Genomic DNA, 17,002 nt, shown 5'->3' with positions numbered 1-17,002 from the left:
ACCGCCGCGTCCGCCGATCCGCGCAAGCATCGCGGGACCGCCCACACTTCAGGTAGAACCCGGCGCCGGACGTGCGGCCAGGACCGCGACAGCCGTGCGGGCGGGTGCGGAAGCCGCGCGGGCCGGTCCTGGCGGGAGGGGCGCATCGGTTCCGGGAGCGGGCCGCACGCCCGGGCGTGGGGCGGGCCGGGCGGTGTGCCCCGGGGCGCAGCGGCCGGACGGGACATGACCGGCCGAGGTCAGGTGCGGGGAGTCGCCGACTCCCCGCCCTGCCGTTCCCGGGCCCCCTCTCGGGTGCGGCCGGAGGCGACGGGCCGCCGCGGGTTGCGGCGCAGCCACTCGCCCTCGAGCTGCGCCATGCGCTCGTTGTGGGCGCGCAGCGCGTCGTTCGAGCCGTACAGCAGCGTGTCGTGGCGCGTGCGGTGGATGTTCTCCAACTCCTTCATGAGCTGCTGGTCGTCCAGCCGGCCCGGGTCGACGCCGGTCATGGTGGTGCCCCGCTCTTCGTGTTCGTTCATGCGGTACGGGTACCCGCCCGGCACGCACTACCCCCGAACGGCATCGGGAGGGAGCCATGGATCTCGCTTTTCTGCTTCCCCTCTACGAGCGCACCGGTTCCTGGGCCTCCGTGTACGTCGACACCTCGCGGCACGCGGACGACACGCCCCGCGAGCTGCGTCCGACGGCCCGGGAGGTGGTCCGGGAACTGTCGGAACAGGGTGCGGACGAGGCCACCTGTGGTGCCGTGGAGAGCGCGATCGAGGACCTGCGCAGCTCCCCCGACGTCCATGGACGGGCCCTGTTCGCGCGGGGCGGGCGGATCGTCCTCGACCCCCGTCTGGCCCGGCGCCCGCCGGGCGGCGGCACGGCCGTGTGGGCGCCGCTGCCGCGGGCGGCGCCGCTGCTGGACCTGGCGGGTGAGGACCCGGTCGCGATCGTCGCGTACGTCGATCGCAAGGGCGCCGACTTCGAGCTGCGCAACGCGCGGGGCCGGCAGCGGGCCGGCGCGGTGGCGGCGCGTCAGTACCGCGTCCACCGGGCCGGCGGCGCCGACTGGTCGGAGTGGCAGTTCCAGCTGAAGGTGGAGAACACCTGGGAGCACAACGCGGCGGAGATCGCCGACGCGCTCAGTGTCAGCCAGGAGGAGAGCCGCGCCGACCTGCTGGTCCTCGTCGGCAACGAGCGAGAGCTGCGGGAGGTGCGCGAGCGGCTGCCCAGGCGGCTGCACGACCGTGTCGTTCAGGCCTCGCCCGGCAGCGGCACCCGTCTGCCGGACGACGACGTGGACAGCCTCCGCGCCGGGCACGTCCAGCGGCGTGCCGAGGCGGCCCTGGACCGCTTCCGGTCCGCCCGCGCGCCGGACGCCGAGGGGCGTACCGAGGCGGCCGAGGGCTTGCCGGGGCTGGCCGAGGCGGCCCGCGAGCACCGGATCGAGGCGCTGCTGCTGTGTCCTGACGGTCCTGACCCGCACCGGCAGGTGTGGATCGGGGAGGACCCGGACCAGCTGGCGGTGCGCCGGACGGAACTGACGATCCTCGGCGAACAGCGCTCCTGGGCGGTGCGGGCGGACGACGCCCTGGTCCGCGGCGCGGCGGCCACGGGCGCCTCGGCCATGTCGCTGGCCCCGCTGAGTGCGGCGGCGGCGGAGGAGGACCTGCCGGCGGGCGGTCTGGGCGCCGTGCTGCACCGCGGGTGAGCGGCACCGCCCCCGCAGCCGCGGCCCACCGCGACCACGGGCCCGGGCGCCCCCGCGTCCGCGGCCATGGCGCCCGCTTCCCGGCCGGCCGGGCTGCCACCTGGGCGCCCGCACGGGTAGCCGTCGAAGGCGATCGGCCCGTCGTACTGGGAAGTCCGGAAGTTCTTCGGCATGTCCGCGTCCGGGGAACGGCCCGGAAACCGCGCCGCCTCGAGCCACCCGCTTCCCGCCCGGCCGGGCCGCCGCACGGGCGCCCGCCCGTCCGGGAACGGCGCCGGATCCGGCCGCCCGCTACCGGACCCGCTCCACCCGCCGCTCGTCCCAGACCGGCTCCGCGGTCTCCCGGACGCGACCGTCGCTGCCGAAGACGAGGTAGCGGTCGAAGGAGCGGGCGAACCAGCGGTCGTGCGTGACCGCGAGGACCGTGCCCTCGAACGCCTCCAGGCCCTCCTGCAGCGCCTCGGCGGACTCCAGGTCCAGGTTGTCGGTGGGCTCGTCCAGGAGGAGGGCCGTCGCCCCCGCCAGCTCCAGCAGCAGGATCTGGAAGCGCGCCTGCTGGCCGCCGGAGAGCCGCTCGAAGCACTGCTCGGCCTGCCCGGTCAGCTCGTAGCGGCGCAGCCGGGACATGGCGGCGCCCCGGTCCTGCGCGTGTTCCTTCCAGAGGATGTCGAGCAGGGTGCGGCCCTGCAGCTCGGGGTGCGCGTGGGTCTGCGCGAAGTGCCCGGGCACGACCCGTGCGCCGAGCTTCCAGCTGCCGGTGTGCGCGACGTCCTCCCCGGCCAGCAGCCGCAGGAAGTGGGACTTGCCGGAGCCGTTGGAGCCGAGGACGGCGACCCGTTCGCCGTAGAAGACCTCCAGGTCGAAGGGTTTCATCAGGCCCGTGAGCTCCAGGCCCGCGCAGGTGACGGCCCGGACGCCGGTGCGCCCGCCCTTCAGCCGCATGGTGATGTCCTGCTCGCGCGGCGGCTCGGGCGGCGGGCCGGCCTCCTCGAACTTGCGCAGCCGGGTCTGGGCGGCGTGGTAGCGGGACGCCATCTCGTGGCTCACGCTGGCGGCCTGCCGCAGGTTCAGCACCAGCTTCTTCAGCTGTGCGTGCTTCTCGTCCCAGCGCCTGCGCAGTTCCTCGAAGCGCGCGAAGCGCTCCCGCCGGGCCTCGTGATAGGTGGCGAAGCCGCCGCCGTGCACCCAGGCCGGGCTCGACGGACACGATCTTCTCGGCGGCGCGGGCGAGGAGTTCACGGTCGTGGGAGACGAACAGGACCGTCTTGCGGGTCTCCTTCAGGCGCTCCTCCAGCCACCGCTTGCCGGGGACGTCCAGGTAGTTGTCCGGCTCGTCGAGCAGCAGGACCTCGTCCGTGCCGCGCAGCAACGCCTCCAGCACCAGGCGTTTCTGCTCGCCGCCGGACAGCGTCCGCACCTGCCGCCACTGCGCCTTCTCGTACGGCACGCCCAGCGCGGCCGTGGTGCACACGTCCCACAGCGTCTCGGCCTCGTAGCCGCGGGCCTCGGCCCAGTCCGCCAGGGACTGGGCGTACGCCAGCTGGGCCTTCTCGTCGTCGACGGTCATGAGGGCGTGTTCGGCCGCGTCGACGGCCCGCGCCGCCTCGCGGATGCGCGGCGGCGCGACGGACACCAGCAGGTCCCGCACGGTCGTCTCGTCGCGGACGGAGCCCACGAACTGCCGCATCACGCCCAGGCCGCCGCTGACGGTGACGCTGCCGCCGTGCGGCTTCAGCTCGCCGGAGATCAGCCTCAGCAGGGTGGTCTTGCCCGCGCCGTTGGGCCCGACGAGGGCCACGACGGCCCCCTCCCCCACCCGGAAGGACACGTCGCCGAGCAGTGTCCTCCCGTCGGGGAGGTGGTATTCGAGGTGCGCGGCTTCCAGGTGTCCCATGAGGAGGCATTGTGCGGGCGGCGCCCGGGCGGCGGCAAACCCTTATCCGGCACCGGCGGCCCGTCCCCGGCGGGCCGCCGCCGGTCCGGCCGGGGCGTCTCCCCCGCGGCCGTGACCTCGTGCGGGACCGGGCCGGCGCCGTCCGACCGGCTGCGGCGCGGCGGCCCGCCGCTCGCGGAACGGGGGCCGGGCCCGGCGTCCTCATCCGCTCCGCCGAGACCCGACAGGCCGTCCGGTCCGGGCGCGGCCGGGTCCGGCAGCGCGGCCACGCCCAGCGGGGTCCGGCCGTGGCGCACGGGGAGCGGGCGCGGGGCCCGACGGAGTCGACACCGCGTTCGCGCACACACGGAGGAGCGACTTCAGGGTAACGGTCCCTGTATGAGCCCAGACGTCGACCTGACCGCCCCGAAGACCGGCGCCCACACCGTCCTGAAGGGGGCGCTGGCCCTGGACAGCCGCCTGTTCGAGGCCGCCGCCTCGTGGCACTGGCCCGGCGCCGAGCCCGTCCTGCCGCGGCTGAGCCGCAGCGCGAACCACGGGGTGCTGTGGTTCGCCGTGGCGGCCGCCATGGCGGCGAGCCGCACGCCGCGGGCCCGCCGCGCCGCGGTCCGCGGCCTCGCCTCGCTGAGCCTGGCCTCCCTGACCATCAACACCCTCGGCAAGCGCTCGGTGCGCCGCCCCCGCCCGGTGCTGGACCCGGTGCCCCTGGTGCGCCGGCTGAACCAGCAGCCGATCACGACGTCCTTCCCCTCGGGTCACTCGGCGTCCGCGGCCGCCTTCGCGGCCGGCGTCGCCCTGGAGTCCCCGGCGTGGGGCGCGGCGGTGGCCCCGCTGGCCCTGTCGGTCGTCGCCTCCCGCGTGTACACCGGCGTCCACTTCCCGAGCGACGTCCTGGCGGGCGCGGCCCTGGGCGCGGGCGCCGCGTTCGCCGTCCGGGGTCTGGTGCCCACGCGCGGGCAGATCGTCCCGCCGGCCCGGCCGCGCGCCGTCCTGCCGGCGCTGCCCGGGGGCCAGGGCCTGGTCGTCGTGGCGAACACCGCGTCGGGCACCGCGGACCGGGCCCGGGCGCTGCGGGACGCGCTGCCGGAGGCGGAGGTCGTCGAGTGCGCGCCGGAGGACGTCAGGACGGAGCTGGAGAAGGCGGCCGGCCGGGCCCGGGTGCTCGGGGTGTGCGGCGGCGACGGCACCGTGAACGCGGCCGCCGAGGCCGCGCTGCGCCACGGCCTGCCGCTCGCCGTGCTGCCCGGCGGCACCCTCAACCACTTCGCGTACGACCTGGGCGTGGAGGACGTGCGGGACCTCACCCGGGCCCTGGAGCGCGGCGAGGGCATGCGCACCGACGTCGGCCGGTTCTCCTCCGGGCACAAGCGGGGCGTCTTCCTGAACACCTTCAGCCTGGGCGTGTACCCGGAGCTGGTGCGCGAGCGGGAGCGCTGGTCGCAGCGGATCGGCGGCTGGCCGGCCGGGGTGCTGGCGGCGCTGCGGGTGCTGCGCGCGGACCGCCACCCCCTGGAGGCCGAGTTCGACGGCCGGCGCCGTCCGCTGTGGCTGGTGTTCGCCGGCAACGGCACCTACCACCGGATGGGCCTGGCGCCGGGCCGCCGGCAGGACCTGGCGGACGGTGTGCTCGACGTGCGGGTGGTCCACGGCGGGCGCAGGCCCGCCCTGCGGCTGCTCGCCGCGGCCCTGGCGGGCCCGTTGAGCCGCTCCCCCGCCCACGCGGGGGTGCAGGTGCGCCGGCTGCACCTGACGGGCGTCGCCCCCGGCACGCTCCTCGCCTACGACGGCGAGGTCGTGGAGGTGGAGGACGAGGTGTGGCTGGAGAAGCTGCCCGGAGCCCTGCCGGTGTACCGCCCCCTCCCCTGACGGTCCGTCAGTCCAGATTCCGGAACGCGGGTCTCACCATGCGGGTGGCGGGCGTACCGTGATCCGCGCCGGACCGGGCCGTGGGGCCCGGGCCCGTGGCCGACGAGCTCGGCGTGGCGGGAACCGGTACGACGAGAGGGGCACAGCCATGCCCGAGCCGCGGGAGACGGCCGTCTACACGCACGGCCACCACGAGTCGGTGCTGCGTTCGCACACCTGGCGCACCGCCGCCAACTCGGCGGCGTACCTCCTGGGCTCGCTCAAGCCCCACATGCGGATTCTGGACGTGGGCTGCGGTCCCGGCACCATCACCGCCGACCTGGCGGAACTGGTGTCCCACGGGCACGTCACCGGCGTGGACCGGGCACCGGCGATCCTGGAGCGGGCCCGCGCCACGGCCGCCGGGCGGGGCCTGTCCAACGTCGGCTTCGCGGTCGCGGACGTGCACGCGCTGGACTACCCCGACGACCACTTCTGCGTGGTCCACGCCCACCAGGTGCTGCAGCACGTGGGCGATCCGGTGGCCGCGCTGCGGGAGATGCGACGGGTCACCAGGCCGGGCGGTTTCGTGGCCGTGCGGGACGCGGACTTCGGGGCGATGACCTGGTACCCGGCGGTGCCCGGGCTGGACGACTGGCGGGAGCTGTACGGGCGGGTGGCCCGCGCCAACGGCGGGGAGCCGGACGCGGGACGCCGGCTGCGTGCCTGGGCGCTGCGGGCGGGCTTCACGGACGTCACCGCGACGTCGAGCACGTGGACCTTCGCCACCGCGGCCGACCGGGAGTGGTGGAGCGGCCTGTGGGCGGAGCGCACCGTGGCCTCGGCGTACGCGGAGCGCGCGGTGGACGGCGGCCACGCGACCCCCGGGCGGCTGCGCGCCGTGGCGGAGGCCTGGCGGGAGTGGGGCGCGCGGGAGGACGGCTGGTTCGCCGTGCTGCACGGGGAGATCCTGTGCCGCAAGGACTCCTGACCGCCCGCGGGCAGCGCGTGGCCCCTGCTTCCCGCACGCGGTTCCGTCGCGGCGCCCCGGCGGCGCCGCGACGGACGTCACTGCCGGGGAAGCAGGGGCCCCAGGGGTCCGAGGTCCAGGTTGAGGTCCTCGGGGCGCAGTCCGTAGCGGTCGCGCAGCTCGCCCATGCGGTCCTCCAGGAGCATCAGTGTCAGTCCGATGCGCTCCTCCTGCTCCTCGCTCAGGTCGCCCTCGTCGAAGCGGCGCAGCGCCTGGCGCTCCATGAGCTGGCGCAGCAGTTCGACGACGGTGAGCACGAGCTTGACGAGGTCGCGCTCGACGGTGTCCGGTTCGAGGTCCATCCGCTTGCGCCTGGCCGGTGACGGCCCGGACGGCGAGGTCACGTCAGTCTCCAAACGGTGAGGGCACTTGCGCGTTGACCGAGCTGATCAAGGCGTTCAGGTCGATGCGGACCAGGTCGACGTCCGCGATCCGCAGCGTGATGTCCCCGGTGATCACCACTCCGCCGGCCAGCAGCCGGTCGAGGAGGTCGACCAGGGCGATCTCGCGGCGTTCCACGACGGTCACGGGCCGGTCCCCTCCTCCGCGGTGTCCCGGGCGAAGGAGTAGGCCGCCCAGGGACCGGTGAGCTCCACCCGCAGCCCGGGGGCGTCGTCCTTGGTGCGGTCCACGAGTTCGACGAACTCCTCGGACCCGGTGCGCGGCACCAGATAGGCCGCGTTCAGCACGTTCCGCCCGGCCGAGCCGGACAGGACGGCGTTCTGCGGCGCGTGCAGCCGTGTGTCCTCCGCCAGGGCGGACAGCGTCTCGTGCAGCCGGGTGGCGAACGTCTCGGCCCGCTGCCACAGGTCCTCGTGCGCCCTCGTCTGCTGCCGCCGCTGCCGCAGGTAGTCCCGGCCGGACGCGGCCTTGGCCGGCGCGGCGGGCTGCGCCTTCTCGGGCTGCTCGGTCTCGAGGTAGACCTTGACGCCCCACTCGACGCGGCCCTCCAGCCGGTCCAGGGTGCGCAGGAAGTGGTCCTCGCGGGCCTCCATCATGGTGCGCACGCCGCTGTCGTCGCGGAAGACGGTGGCCAGCCGCAGCGGCAGCGGCGTGGTGACGACGGTGAGCGCGTCGATCACGCCCTGGTGGGCGCGGGCGGTCGCGGCGAGCCAGTCGAGGTCCTCCAGATGGGCCCGCAGGGGCTCCTCGGCGAAGTCGGCCTCCGGCACCTCGCTGACGACGGCCACCAGGTCGTGATGGGGAAGCAGCTTGGCCGGCTTGCCCGCCACCCCCGTCAGCTGGGCCTGCAAGGGCGTGCCGAAGGGGCGGCAGACGGCGTAGACGTACCGCAGTCCGGTCATGAGTTCTCACTCCTTCTGGGCACGGCCCCTGTCCAGCTCCAGTTCCTCCAGGCGAGCCAGCCGCTCCCGCAGCTCGGCGTTCTCCCGCGCGAGCTCGTCGCGCCGGGCCCGCGAGGAGAGTGCCGGATCGCTCTCCCACCAGTCGATACCCATTTCCTTCGCCTTGTCCACGGAGGCCACGACGAGGCGGAGCTTGATGGTGAGGAGTTCGATGTCGAGCAGGTTGATACGGATGTCACCGGCGATGACGATGCCTTTGTCGAGCACCCTTTCGAGGATGTCGGCAAGGTTGGCGCCGCTGCTCGGACCGTAGGGGTCGGGCAGCCGGCTGGGGGTCGTCATCGGCGGCTCCCGCCTTCGGCGGGCTTGGGCTCGCCTTCCTCCTCGTCCTCGTCCTCGTCCTCGTACTCGCCCTCGGGCTGCTCCTCGGCGCCTTCCTCAGGGGCTTCCTCGTCCTCCTCGTACTCCCCCTCGGGCTCGTCCTCGTACCCCTCCTCGGGCTCCTCCTCGGCGCCTTCCTCGGGGGCCTCCTCGTCCTCCTCGTACTCCCCCTCGGGGGCCTCCTCGTCCTCCTCGTACTCCCCCTCGGGCTCCTCCTCGTCCTCCTCGTACTCCCCCTCGGGCTGCTCCTCGTCCTCGTACTCCCCCTCGGGCTGCTCCTCGGCGCCTTCCTCAGGGGCCTCCTCGTCCTCCTCGTACTCGGCGGACTCCTCCTCGGTGCCCTCGGGCTCCTCGGCGCCCTCCTCGGACTCCTCCTCGGCGCGCTGCTCCTCCTCGACGACCTCCTCGTGGCTGCGGACGACCTCGCCGTCCCGGATCTCGCCGCGCCAGCCGTCCTCCGCCTCACCCTTGAGGCTGATGTAGCGGTCGAAGTTCTTGAAGTCCAGGCGGACCCGGCGGCCCTGGGCACGCCAGAGGTTGGCGGTCTTCTCGAAGAAACCGCTGGGGAAGTACTCCATGACCAGCAGGATGCGGGTGAGGTTGTCGTCGAGCCGGTGGAAGGTGACGACGCCCTTGTGGGTGCCCTTGGCGGCCTCCGACGACCACTGGATCCTGTAGTCGGGGATCTGCTCGACGGTCAGGCCCTTCCAGCTGCGGTTGGACCACCAGATCTTGCCCTTCCAGTCCGAGGTCGTGTCGTCGATGCGGCTCGCGCTCTTGACGCCCTTGGCGAAGGTGCTGAACTCCTCGTACTGGGTCCACTGGTCGTACGCCGTGCGCACCGGCACGCCGACGTCGATGGACTCGATGATGACGGTGGGCTTGTTGCCTCCGCGCTTCTTGCGCTTGCCGCCACCGCCCCCGAGGTTCTTCAGCGCCCCCACGATGTTGTCCTTCGCTCTCGAGGCACCGAGTTCGAGCACGGAGCGCACCGGCCCCTTGCCCTCGGCCAGCTTGCGGCCGCCCTCGAGCGCCAGCTTGGCGAAGCCCGGGCTCTTGCCGTCGGCGATGTCGTTGAGCTTGAGCGTGGTCTCGCCCAGCTTGCGGCCCATCCCGGTCAGCATGCGCTGGGCCTGGGCGGCGAGGTAGGCCTGCACCTCCGCCTTGAGCCGGTCGGCGGCCTCGCTGTGGGCCAGGCCGGACAGCGGGCTGTCCTTGGCCGCCTTGCCCCCGGTGGACGTCACGGATCGCAGTGCCTCGGTCATCGGTCACCGCCGCCCTTCGGCAGCCGGGCGCGGGCACCGCGCACCGCGTCGCCGGCCGCGGCCGTCTTCTTCCCGGCCGTCTTCCGCGCGGCCGAGGTCTTCTTCGCCACCGTCTTCCTGGCGGTGCCCTGCTTGGCCGGTTTCGGCCGCGCCTTCGCGGCCGCCTCTCCCCGGGGCCGCCGGCTCGCGGACTCGTCCTCGGACTCCTCCGCCTCGCGGCCCTCCCGGTCCTCGTACTCGTCCTCGGCCTCGCCGCCCCCGGGCTCCTCCGAGCCCTGCCCGTCGCTCCCGGCGGCCTTCCCGCCGCCCGCGAGCTCGTCGCGCATCCGGGCGGTGCGGCCGTGCAGCCGGTCGGCGAGCGAACTGATCTGCCGCTCCACCATCGCGCCCGACGCCGCCTTGCCGACGCCCCGCAGTTCCTGGGTCAGCTGGTCGCTGATCTCCTTGAACTGCGGGTTGTTCTTCAGCTGCTGGTTCACCAGCTCGGCGATGCCCTTCGGGCCTAGGTTCAGCTTCTTGCCGGCCACCAGACTTCCGACGGCGAGGGCGAGTTTCGCTTTCCTGGTGCGTCCCAGCAGGTATCCGGCCCCTACTGCGAGGCCGAGTGCTGTTCGATTCATTGCGCTGTCCCCTCACCTGTTCCCGCGCCACCGCGCATGCCGACTTCGAGGCGGTCCAGGAGCTCGTCCTCCCGGCGGTCGAACTCCTCCTCGCTGATCTCGCCCGCCTCCAGCTGCTCTTCCAGCTGGGCGAGTTCGGCCCGTACCGCGGCCGGGTCGTAGTACAGGCGCTCCGCCTCCTGGAGCACCTTCCTGATCGCCCAGGCGCTGCCGCGTGCCGGTGCGAACGGCAGCAGCAGCACCTCCGAGATCAGTCCCATGGCCTTACTCCGCTCCCGCGTCCGCTCCGGCCGGGGTCGCCGCGGACTCGGCGGGCTCGGCGGGGCCGGGCTCGACGAAGCTGTACGGCGGCAGGGGTCCGTTGACGCGCAGTTCCACGTGCGGCAGTGCCTTGCGGGCGTCCTCCACGGCGTTCAGGAACTCCTCCGCCGTGTCCCGGTCGACCAGGAAGGACGCGTTGACCAGCCAGCCCGTGGACTCGGGGCCGGAACTGACCGCGGCGGCCGCGGGCTCCAGCGCCCGGATCACCTCGGCGGCGTCCTGGGCCTCGCGGGCCTTGACCGCGCCGGCGACCATCTCACCGAGCCGGATCTTCTGGTCGTAACTGCCGCCGCCGGCCTGCCGGTTGGCCTCCGCCTGCGCCCGGACCTCGGCGTTCTCGGCCATCACCCGGTGCAGCACGGCCTCTTCGATGTGACTGCCCTTGACGTTGTACTCGACCTTGCCGTCCAGGGCCCGCAGGCGCTCGGCGTAGTGCTCCGCGCGCTCGGCGAGCACACCCGTGACGGCGGCGTCGTCCGGGGCGACGCTGCCGAACCGCATGGGCAGGACGCAGCCCGCCGCCCCCACCTCACTCAGCACGTTCTGGTGGGCGAGCAGATCCCTGCGCTTGGGTCGCAGTCCCTCCGGCGCGTCGCTGACGATCGCCGCCAGCTCGCCCTCGCGCAGGACGCGCACGGGACGCGGCGGCTCGCCGACGCCCTCCATGCCCTCCGGCAGCGCGGGATGCGACGTGGCCGTGATGCCGTAGACGTAGGTGCTCACTCCTGCTCCTCCTTCCGGCGCGCGGCGGTCTTGCGGGCCCTCGGCCGGCTCTCACCCTCTTCGCGGGCCTGCTTGAACGCGTCCGAGATGGTCTCGGCCGCGCCGGACAGGGCTCCCTTGGACTTGCCGCGCGCACCGGACTCGGTGACCTCGCCGACGATCTCGGGCAGGCCCGGGCTCTTGCGGGGCCCGGCCTCCAGGTCGAGCCGGTTGCACGCCTCCGCGAAGCGCAGGTAGGTGTCGACGCTGGCGACGACGACACGGACGTCGATCTTCAGGATCTCGATACCGACCAGGGAGACCCTGACGAAGGCGTCGATGACGAGCCCCCTGTCGAGGACGAGTTCGAGTACGTCGTAGAGGCCGCTGCTGCCGCCTCCGCCGCCTGACTGCTGTGCCGGGACAACGGTCATACCGACCGTGCCTCCTTGTCTGTCTGGGGAATGGGACTGCGCATGTCGTCGCGGGTGCGGCCTACCGGCCGCCGGACCGCGCGTCGGACCGCCCGCGCTCGTAGCGCCGGAGGCGCCGGTACCCGGTGAGCTGCCCGTCGGGGTCCAGTTCGACCAGGTAGCTCGCCATCAGGCTCATCGTCTCCGGGACCCGCTCGAGTTCCAGGACCTCCACCTCGAGCGACCATCCGTCCTCGGTCTGCTCGAACGAGGAGACGGACTCCGCGGTCATGCCGGTGAGTTCGGCGAGCTGGGCGCGCGCCTCGCGCAGCACCTCCATCGGCCTGGGCCGGGGACGGGCCGCACGCTGATCCGCTTGTGCTCCTGACTCCTGTGATTGTTGTGGCTCTTGTGAATCCTGCGACTCTTGTGTGTTGTTCGTGTTCGTCATGGCCACCTCTTTCTTCCGTGTGGCCGCGAGTTCTGTGGCCAAACCTTCACGGGCGCAGAGCTCCCTTCCGCAGGGCGTTCCACCTGCGCAGAGCCGGTATGTGTATTAACCACCGAGGGCGTCCAGGCGGCGTCGCGCCGGGTTCAGGGAACGGCCCCGGCCGATCAGGCCGGCCCAGGGGTCGGTGCGGGCCTGGTCGACGGCGTCGGCCATGGTCCACCGCCGGGCGCCGAGCTCGGGGTCGTCGAGCTGGTCCCAGGTGACGGGCACGGCGACGGGCGCGCCGGGCAGGGCGCGGACCGTGTAGGGGGCCACCGCGGTCTGGGCGTAGCCGTTGCGCTGCACATCGAGGTAGAGCCGGTCACCGCGCTCGCTCTTGCGGGCCGCCGTGGTGAGCCGGTCCGGGTGGGCGGCGGCGAGGACCCCGGCGACGTCCCGGGCGAACGCGCGCACCTCGTCGAAGTCGTGACGACCGTCGAGGGCCACCACGACGTGCAGACCGCGCGAGCCCGTCGTCATCGGCGCCGAGGGCAGCCCCAGCCGGTCCAGCAGCTCCCCCAGCTCCCGGGCCGTCTCGCGCACCGGCGCGAAGTCCTCCGCCGGGGCGGTGCCGGAGGGGCCGGCCTCCCAGGCGGGGTCGAGGTCGAAGACCATGCGGTCCGGCCGCTCGATCCGGCCGACCCGGGACAGCCACCGGTGGAGGGTGAGGCAGGCCTGGTCGGCGAGGTGGACGAGGGTGGCGGTGTCGCCGCACACGACGTGCGTGACGGTGCCGCCCTCCTTGGCGACCTCGGCCCGGGTGATCCAGTCGGGGTAGTTCTCCGGGGCGTTCTTCTGCATGAACCGCGGGCCGTCGAGGCCGTCGGGGTGGCGTTGGAGCATCAGCGGGCGGCCGCGCAGGTGCGGCAGCATGAACGGCGCGACGGACCGGTAGTAGCCGACGAGGTCCGCCTTGGTGTACTCCTTGGCACCGCCGCCGTCGCCGTCGCGGCCGGGGAAGAGCACCTTGTCCGGCCGGTGCACCTCCAGCACACGGCGGCCGGCCCGCACCGTGCGCACGTCCCCGCTCACGCGACGATCGCCTGCTCGACCAGCAGCCGCGCGGACGCCGCGATCGACGCGGCGTCGATGCCCGCGGCGCGCAACTGCTCGGCGGGCGAGGCCGAACCGGGCATCGTGCCGACGGCCAGCCGGACCAGGCGGGGCACCGGGCGCCCGTCGCAGAAGGCGTCGAGCACGGCGTCCCCGAGGCCGCCCTCCGCCCGGTGGTCCTCGACGGTGAGCAGGCAGCCGGTGTCGTCGGCGGCCTGCCGGAGCGTGTCGCGGTCGACGGGCTTGACGGAGTACAGGTCGATCACCCGGACCGGGATGTCCTCCCGCTCCAGGGCGTCCGCGGCGGCCAGCGCCTCGTGCACGGTGACGCCCGCGGCGACGACCGTCAGCCGGTCGCGGCCGGAGGACCGCAGCACCTTGCTGCCGCCGACGGGGAACTCCTCGTCCGGGCCGTAGATCACCCGGCTGCTCCCGCGGGAGGTGCGCAGATAGCGGACGCCGGCCAGGTCCGCCGTCTGGGCGACCAGCTTCGCCGTCTGGTTGGCGTCGCAGGGGTAGAGCACGGTCGAGCCGTGGATCGCGCGCATCATCGCCAGGTCCTCCAGGCCCATCTGCGAGGGCCCGTCCTGCCCGATGGAGACTCCGGCGTGCGAGCCGTTGAGGTTGATGCCGGAGCCGCTGACGGAGGCCATGCGCACGAAGTCGTGGGCGCGCGTGAGGAAGGCGGCGAACGTGGCGGCGTAGGGCACCCAGCCGCGCCGGGCCATGCCGACGGCGGCCGCGACCAGTTGCTGCTCGGCGATGTAGCACTCGAAGTACCGGTCGGGGTGCTCCTTGGCGAAGAGCTCCGCGCGGGTGGAGTCGCCGACCTCGCCGTCGAGCACGACGACGTCGCCGCGCGCGGTGCCGAGCGCGGCGAGCGCCCGGCCGAACGCGTCGCGGGTGGCGGCTTCCTCCCCCTTCTCCCAGCGGGGCAGTTCGAGGTCGCCGTCGTCCGCGGTCCGCGGCGGCCGGACGGAGGGCGGCTCGTGCACCTGTACGCGCAGGTCGCGCACGCCGCCGAGTTCCTCGATCGCCTCGTCGGCGTCCTTCAGCGGCTTGCCGTGCAGGCCCTCGCGGTCCTCGATGTCGGCGACGCCCTTGCCCTTGAGGGTGCGGGCGATGATCGCGGTGGGCTGGCCCGCGGTGGACAGGGCCTCACCGTAGGCCCGGTCGATCGCGTCGAGGTCGTGCCCGTCGATCTCGACGGTGTGCCAGTCGAAGGCGCGAAAGCGGCGGGCGTAGGCGTCGAGGTCGTGCCCGTGCCGGGTGGGGCCGCGCTGGCCGAGCCGGTTGACGTCGACGATCAGGACGAGGTTGTCCAGCTGCTCGTGGCCGGCGTGCTCGGCGGCCTCCCAGATGGAGCCCTCGGCCAGTTCGCTGTCGCCGCACAGCACCCACACCCGGTATCCGGCGCGGTCCAGCCGCCGGCCGGCCAGTGCCATGCCGACGCCGATCGGCAGTCCCTGCCCGAGGGAGCCGGTGGCGGTCTCCACCCACGGCAGCCGCTGCGGCGTCGGATGCCCCTCCAACCGGCTGCCCAGCTTGCGGAAGGTGAGCAGTTCCTCGTCGTCGATGGCGCCGGCCGCCTTGAAGGCGGCGTACAGCAGGGGCGAGGCGTGTCCCTTGGACAGCACGAACCGGTCGTTGCCCGGGTGGTCGGGGCGCTCGAAGTCGTAGCGGAGGTGGTGGGCGAGGAGGACGGCCATCAGGTCCGCGGCGGACATGGACGACGTCGGGTGCCCGGAGCCCGCCTCGGCGGCCGCGCGGACGCTGTCGACGCGCAACTGCTGCCCGAGTTCGACGAGTTCGTCGGTGTTCATGAATCTCCTTCCGCGGGGGTTCCCGCTGGGGTGTCCGCTGCGGTGTCCGTCGGGTCGTCCGGTGGGGGGTCGTCACGCTTGACCGGTCCGGGGGAGGGGTGCTCGCCGCGGGGTGCCCCGCCGGACCGGCGGGCGACCGGCTCGGGCCGGTTCGTCGCGGGTTCCGCGCCGGGCTGGTTCTTCGCGGGCTCACCGCCCGGCTGGTTCCTGGCCGGTTCCCCGCCGGGCTGGTTCCTGGCCGGTTCCCCGCCCGGCTGGTTCTTCGCGGGTTCGGGGCCGGGCTCGGTCCTCGCCGGTCCGGCGCCGCCCCGTGCGCCCGCCGGTTCGGGCGCGTCGCCCGCGCCGGCCTCGCCGTCGCCCCCGGCTCCGGCGCGCGTCCGCGGGGCGGACCGGGCCGGTGACCGCGCCGGCTCCGGGGACGCCGTGTCCAGCGGCACCGCCCAGGACCGGACGAGTCCGAGCTGCACGCCCTGGCGCGGCAGGAGGGAGTCGAGCATCCAGTCCGCGGCGACCCGGACGCGGTTGCCCGGCAGCGCCGCGAGGTGGTAGCCGCGGGTCACCGCGCCGGCCAGCGGGCCCGACAGCGGGACACCGAGCGGGTTGGCGGCGGCCTGCACACCGCCGAGGTCCACGGCGAAGCCGAGGTCGCGGTGCCGGTAGGGGCGCGCCTCGCCCACGCCGAGCGAGGCGGCCACGTTCCGGGCGGCGGTCCGGCCCTGCCGCCAGGCGTGCTGGGCGGTCATCGGGGTGTACTGCCCGGGCCGCTCCAGATCCGGTACGGCGGCCGCGTCGCCGCAGGCGAACACCTCGGGCCGGCCCGGCACCCGCAGCGTCGGCTCGACGAGCAGACGGCCGCGTTCCAGCGGCAGGCCGAGGGACGCCGCGAGCGGGTCCGGCCGGACCCCGACGCACCACACCAGGGTGCGGGTGGCGACGAACTCGCCGTCGGTCAGCAGGACACCGTCGGACGTGGCCTCCCGCACGGAGGTGCCCATCCGGACCTCCACGCCGCGCCGGCGCAGCACACGGCCGGCGGTGCGCGAGAGCCGTTCGTCCAGTTCGGACAGGACCCGGTCGGCGATGTCGAGCAGCAGCCAGCGCGGCCGCATGCCCCTGCGCAGCGGATGCCCGCGGACCAGTTCGTCGGTGAACATCTTCCCCTGCGCGGCCACCTCGGTCCCGGTGTAACCGGCGCCGACCACCACGAAGGTGCAGCGCGCGGCGCGGGTCGCCCGGTCGTCGGTGGAGGCGGCGAGTTCCATCTGCCGGGTGATGTGGTCGCGCAGGTACAGCGCCTCGGGCAGACCGCGGAAGCCGTGCGCGTGCTCGGCGACGCCGGGGATCGGCAGCAGCTTGTTGACACTGCCCGCGGCGAGCACGAGCCGGTCGTAGCCCAGCGTGCCCTCGTTGCCCTCGGGGTCGGTGTAGTGCACGGAGCGGGCGTCGAGGTCGATGCGGCCGGCCTCGCCCAGGACCAGGCGCACGTGCCGCAGGGTGCCGGAGAGGGACACCGTGACGCGGCGCGGTTCCAGGATGCCCGCCGCCACCTGGGGCAGCAGGGGCAGGTACAGGAAGTAGTCCGTCGGGTTCAGCAGGACGACGTCGGCCTTGCCGCGGGCCTTCCGGGACAGGACCCGAGCCGTCCGGTATCCGGCGAAGCCGGCACCGACGATCACGATGCGGGGTCGACTCACGGTTCGCCTCCGGCGCAGTCGCGGAGCTCCTACGGAACCTTCCGCGTCCCCCCGGCCGGGGCCCCCAAACGTCCGCCACGCCCACCCGGCCCGCCCGCGGGGCGGGGCTCGTGAGGCCGCTGAACGACGCCCGGCCGCCCCCGCCCGGCCGTCCGCCCCGGGTCCCGTCGCCCGGCCCGCACACCGGACACAGCCCGCGACGCCGCGAAACGAACCCGGCAAGCCCCCGACCGACACCCACCCCGGGCAAGACCCGTAAGGCCGTTGAACGACGCCCGACCGCCCCCGCCCGGCCACCCACCGCGAACCCCGCCGCCCGGCACGCGCACGGGACGCAGCCCGCGACGCCGCGAAACGAACCCGGCAAGCCCCCGACGACACCCACCCCGGGCAAGACCCGTAAGGCCGTTGAACGACGCCCGACCGCCCCCGCCCGGCCACCCACCGCGAACCCCGCCGCCCGGCACGCGC

Annotated in this window: 17 protein-coding genes and 1 pseudogene; 3 read left to right on the top strand and 15 right to left on the bottom strand. The window is 74.3% G+C overall.

Going from position 1 to position 17,002, the window contains the following annotated elements; all coding sequences use genetic code 11:
* Positions 1–239: 239 nt before the first annotated feature.
* On the bottom strand, positions 240–518 hold the full coding sequence (locus tag ABZ920_RS21065; RefSeq protein WP_361506978.1) for a DUF6158 family protein: 279 nt from the start codon (positions 516–518) through the stop codon (positions 240–242).
* A gap of 56 nt (positions 519–574) precedes the next feature.
* Between ABZ920_RS21065 and ABZ920_RS21060 the strand changes: the two genes are divergently transcribed.
* On the top strand, positions 575–1,696 hold the full coding sequence (locus ABZ920_RS21060) for a Vms1/Ankzf1 family peptidyl-tRNA hydrolase (protein ID WP_361506975.1): 1,122 nt from the start codon (positions 575–577) through the stop codon (positions 1,694–1,696).
* A gap of 291 nt (positions 1,697–1,987) precedes the next feature.
* On the opposite strand, the pseudogene ABZ920_RS21055 reads toward ABZ920_RS21060, so the two are convergent.
* A pseudogene (locus ABZ920_RS21055) lies at positions 1,988–3,590 on the bottom strand (ATP-binding cassette domain-containing protein).
* Positions 3,591–3,968: 378 nt separating this feature from the next.
* Between ABZ920_RS21055 and ABZ920_RS21050 the strand changes: the two are divergent.
* Together ABZ920_RS21050 and ABZ920_RS21045 are read left to right on the top strand one after the other, a co-directional pair.
* The gene (locus ABZ920_RS21050) at positions 3,969–5,456 is read left to right on the top strand and encodes a phosphatase PAP2 family protein (RefSeq protein ID WP_361506972.1); all 1,488 of its coding nucleotides are present in this window, start codon (positions 3,969–3,971) and stop codon (positions 5,454–5,456) included.
* A 148-nt stretch (positions 5,457–5,604) separates the two neighbouring features.
* Entirely contained in the window at positions 5,605–6,426 is an 822-nt protein-coding gene (locus tag ABZ920_RS21045) for a class I SAM-dependent methyltransferase (RefSeq protein WP_361506969.1), read from the top strand.
* Between the two features lie 77 nt (positions 6,427–6,503).
* Here the strand turns inward: ABZ920_RS21045 and ABZ920_RS21040 are convergent, their stop codons facing one another.
* The 13 genes from ABZ920_RS21040 to ABZ920_RS20980 form a co-directional block, all read right to left on the bottom strand.
* Positions 6,504–6,767 carry a gas vesicle protein K gene (locus ABZ920_RS21040; protein WP_361507168.1) on the bottom strand — a complete coding sequence of 88 codons (264 nt, stop codon included), beginning with the start codon at positions 6,765–6,767 and terminating at the stop codon, positions 6,504–6,506.
* Between the two features lie 43 nt (positions 6,768–6,810).
* Positions 6,811–6,993 carry a gas vesicle protein gene (locus ABZ920_RS21035; protein ID WP_361506966.1) on the bottom strand — a complete coding sequence of 61 codons (183 nt, stop codon included), beginning with the start codon at positions 6,991–6,993 and terminating at the stop codon, positions 6,811–6,813.
* Entirely contained in the window at positions 6,990–7,769 is a 780-nt protein-coding gene (locus ABZ920_RS21030; RefSeq protein WP_361506963.1) for a GvpL/GvpF family gas vesicle protein, read from the bottom strand. The genes ABZ920_RS21035 and ABZ920_RS21030 overlap by 4 nt, the downstream gene beginning before the upstream one ends.
* 6 nt (positions 7,770–7,775) lie before the next feature.
* On the bottom strand, positions 7,776–8,111 hold the full coding sequence (locus tag ABZ920_RS21025; protein WP_361506960.1) for a gas vesicle protein: 336 nt from the start codon (positions 8,109–8,111) through the stop codon (positions 7,776–7,778).
* Positions 8,108–9,415 (bottom strand): SRPBCC family protein, encoded by a 1,308-nt coding sequence (locus ABZ920_RS21020; protein ID WP_361506957.1) that lies wholly within the window; start codon positions 9,413–9,415, stop codon positions 8,108–8,110. Before ABZ920_RS21020 ends, ABZ920_RS21025 begins: the two co-directional genes overlap by 4 nt.
* Complete coding sequence (locus ABZ920_RS21015) at positions 9,412–10,035, bottom strand: DNA primase (RefSeq protein WP_361506954.1); 624 nt, start codon at positions 10,033–10,035, stop codon at positions 9,412–9,414. Before ABZ920_RS21015 ends, ABZ920_RS21020 begins: the two co-directional genes overlap by 4 nt.
* On the bottom strand, positions 10,032–10,295 hold the full coding sequence (locus ABZ920_RS21010) for a gas vesicle protein GvpG (RefSeq protein ID WP_361506951.1): 264 nt from the start codon (positions 10,293–10,295) through the stop codon (positions 10,032–10,034). Before ABZ920_RS21010 ends, ABZ920_RS21015 begins: the two co-directional genes overlap by 4 nt.
* A gap of 4 nt (positions 10,296–10,299) precedes the next feature.
* Entirely contained in the window at positions 10,300–11,079 is a 780-nt protein-coding gene (locus tag ABZ920_RS21005) for a GvpL/GvpF family gas vesicle protein (RefSeq protein WP_361506948.1), read from the bottom strand.
* Complete coding sequence (locus ABZ920_RS21000; protein WP_361506945.1) at positions 11,076–11,492, bottom strand: gas vesicle structural protein GvpA; 417 nt, start codon at positions 11,490–11,492, stop codon at positions 11,076–11,078. The genes ABZ920_RS21005 and ABZ920_RS21000 overlap by 4 nt, the downstream gene beginning before the upstream one ends.
* Positions 11,493–11,553: 61 nt before the next feature.
* Positions 11,554–11,922, bottom strand: coding sequence for a gas vesicle protein (locus tag ABZ920_RS20995; RefSeq protein ID WP_361506943.1), 369 nt, complete (start codon positions 11,920–11,922; stop codon positions 11,554–11,556).
* A gap of 105 nt (positions 11,923–12,027) precedes the next feature.
* Positions 12,028–12,993, bottom strand: coding sequence for a non-homologous end-joining DNA ligase (ligD, locus tag ABZ920_RS20990; protein WP_361506940.1), 966 nt, complete (start codon positions 12,991–12,993; stop codon positions 12,028–12,030).
* Positions 12,990–14,837 carry a transketolase gene (locus ABZ920_RS20985; RefSeq protein WP_361506937.1) on the bottom strand — a complete coding sequence of 616 codons (1,848 nt, stop codon included), beginning with the start codon at positions 14,835–14,837 and terminating at the stop codon, positions 12,990–12,992. The genes ligD and ABZ920_RS20985 overlap by 4 nt, the downstream gene beginning before the upstream one ends.
* Entirely contained in the window at positions 14,834–16,531 is a 1,698-nt protein-coding gene (locus ABZ920_RS20980) for an NAD(P)/FAD-dependent oxidoreductase (protein ID WP_361506934.1), read from the bottom strand. Before ABZ920_RS20980 ends, ABZ920_RS20985 begins: the two co-directional genes overlap by 4 nt.
* Between the last annotated feature and the right edge of the window lie 471 nt (positions 16,532–17,002).

The organism is Streptomyces sp. NPDC046831, from assembly GCF_040645305.1.
In the GTDB taxonomy this organism is placed as follows: domain Bacteria; phylum Actinomycetota; class Actinomycetes; order Streptomycetales; family Streptomycetaceae; genus Streptomyces.
This window is presented reverse-complemented; position numbering and strand designations above follow the sequence as displayed.

Bases quoted from the DNA above. Each gene is read 5' to 3' on its own strand.
- ABZ920_RS21065 (WP_361506978.1), bottom strand. From the start codon at position 518: ATGAACGAACACGAAGAGCGGGGCACCACCATGACCGGCGTCGACCCG.
- ABZ920_RS20985 (WP_361506937.1), bottom strand. From the start codon at position 14,837: ATGAACACCGACGAACTCGTCGAACTCGGGCAGCAGTTGCGCGTCGAC.
- ABZ920_RS21020 (WP_361506957.1), bottom strand. From the start codon at position 9,415: ATGACCGAGGCACTGCGATCCGTGACGTCCACCGGGGGCAAGGCGGCC.
- ABZ920_RS21060 (WP_361506975.1), top strand. From the start codon at position 575: ATGGATCTCGCTTTTCTGCTTCCCCTCTACGAGCGCACCGGTTCCTGG.
- ABZ920_RS21045 (WP_361506969.1), top strand. From the start codon at position 5,605: ATGCCCGAGCCGCGGGAGACGGCCGTCTACACGCACGGCCACCACGAG.
- ABZ920_RS21025 (WP_361506960.1), bottom strand. From the start codon at position 8,111: ATGACGACCCCCAGCCGGCTGCCCGACCCCTACGGTCCGAGCAGCGGC.
- ABZ920_RS21030 (WP_361506963.1), bottom strand. From the start codon at position 7,769: ATGACCGGACTGCGGTACGTCTACGCCGTCTGCCGCCCCTTCGGCACG.
- ABZ920_RS20995 (WP_361506943.1), bottom strand. From the start codon at position 11,922: ATGACGAACACGAACAACACACAAGAGTCGCAGGATTCACAAGAGCCA.
- ABZ920_RS21010 (WP_361506951.1), bottom strand. From the start codon at position 10,295: ATGGGACTGATCTCGGAGGTGCTGCTGCTGCCGTTCGCACCGGCACGC.
- ABZ920_RS21015 (WP_361506954.1), bottom strand. From the start codon at position 10,035: ATGAATCGAACAGCACTCGGCCTCGCAGTAGGGGCCGGATACCTGCTG.
- ABZ920_RS21050 (WP_361506972.1), top strand. From the start codon at position 3,969: ATGAGCCCAGACGTCGACCTGACCGCCCCGAAGACCGGCGCCCACACC.
- ABZ920_RS21000 (WP_361506945.1), bottom strand. From the start codon at position 11,492: ATGACCGTTGTCCCGGCACAGCAGTCAGGCGGCGGAGGCGGCAGCAGC.
- ABZ920_RS21040 (WP_361507168.1), bottom strand. From the start codon at position 6,767: ATGGACCTCGAACCGGACACCGTCGAGCGCGACCTCGTCAAGCTCGTG.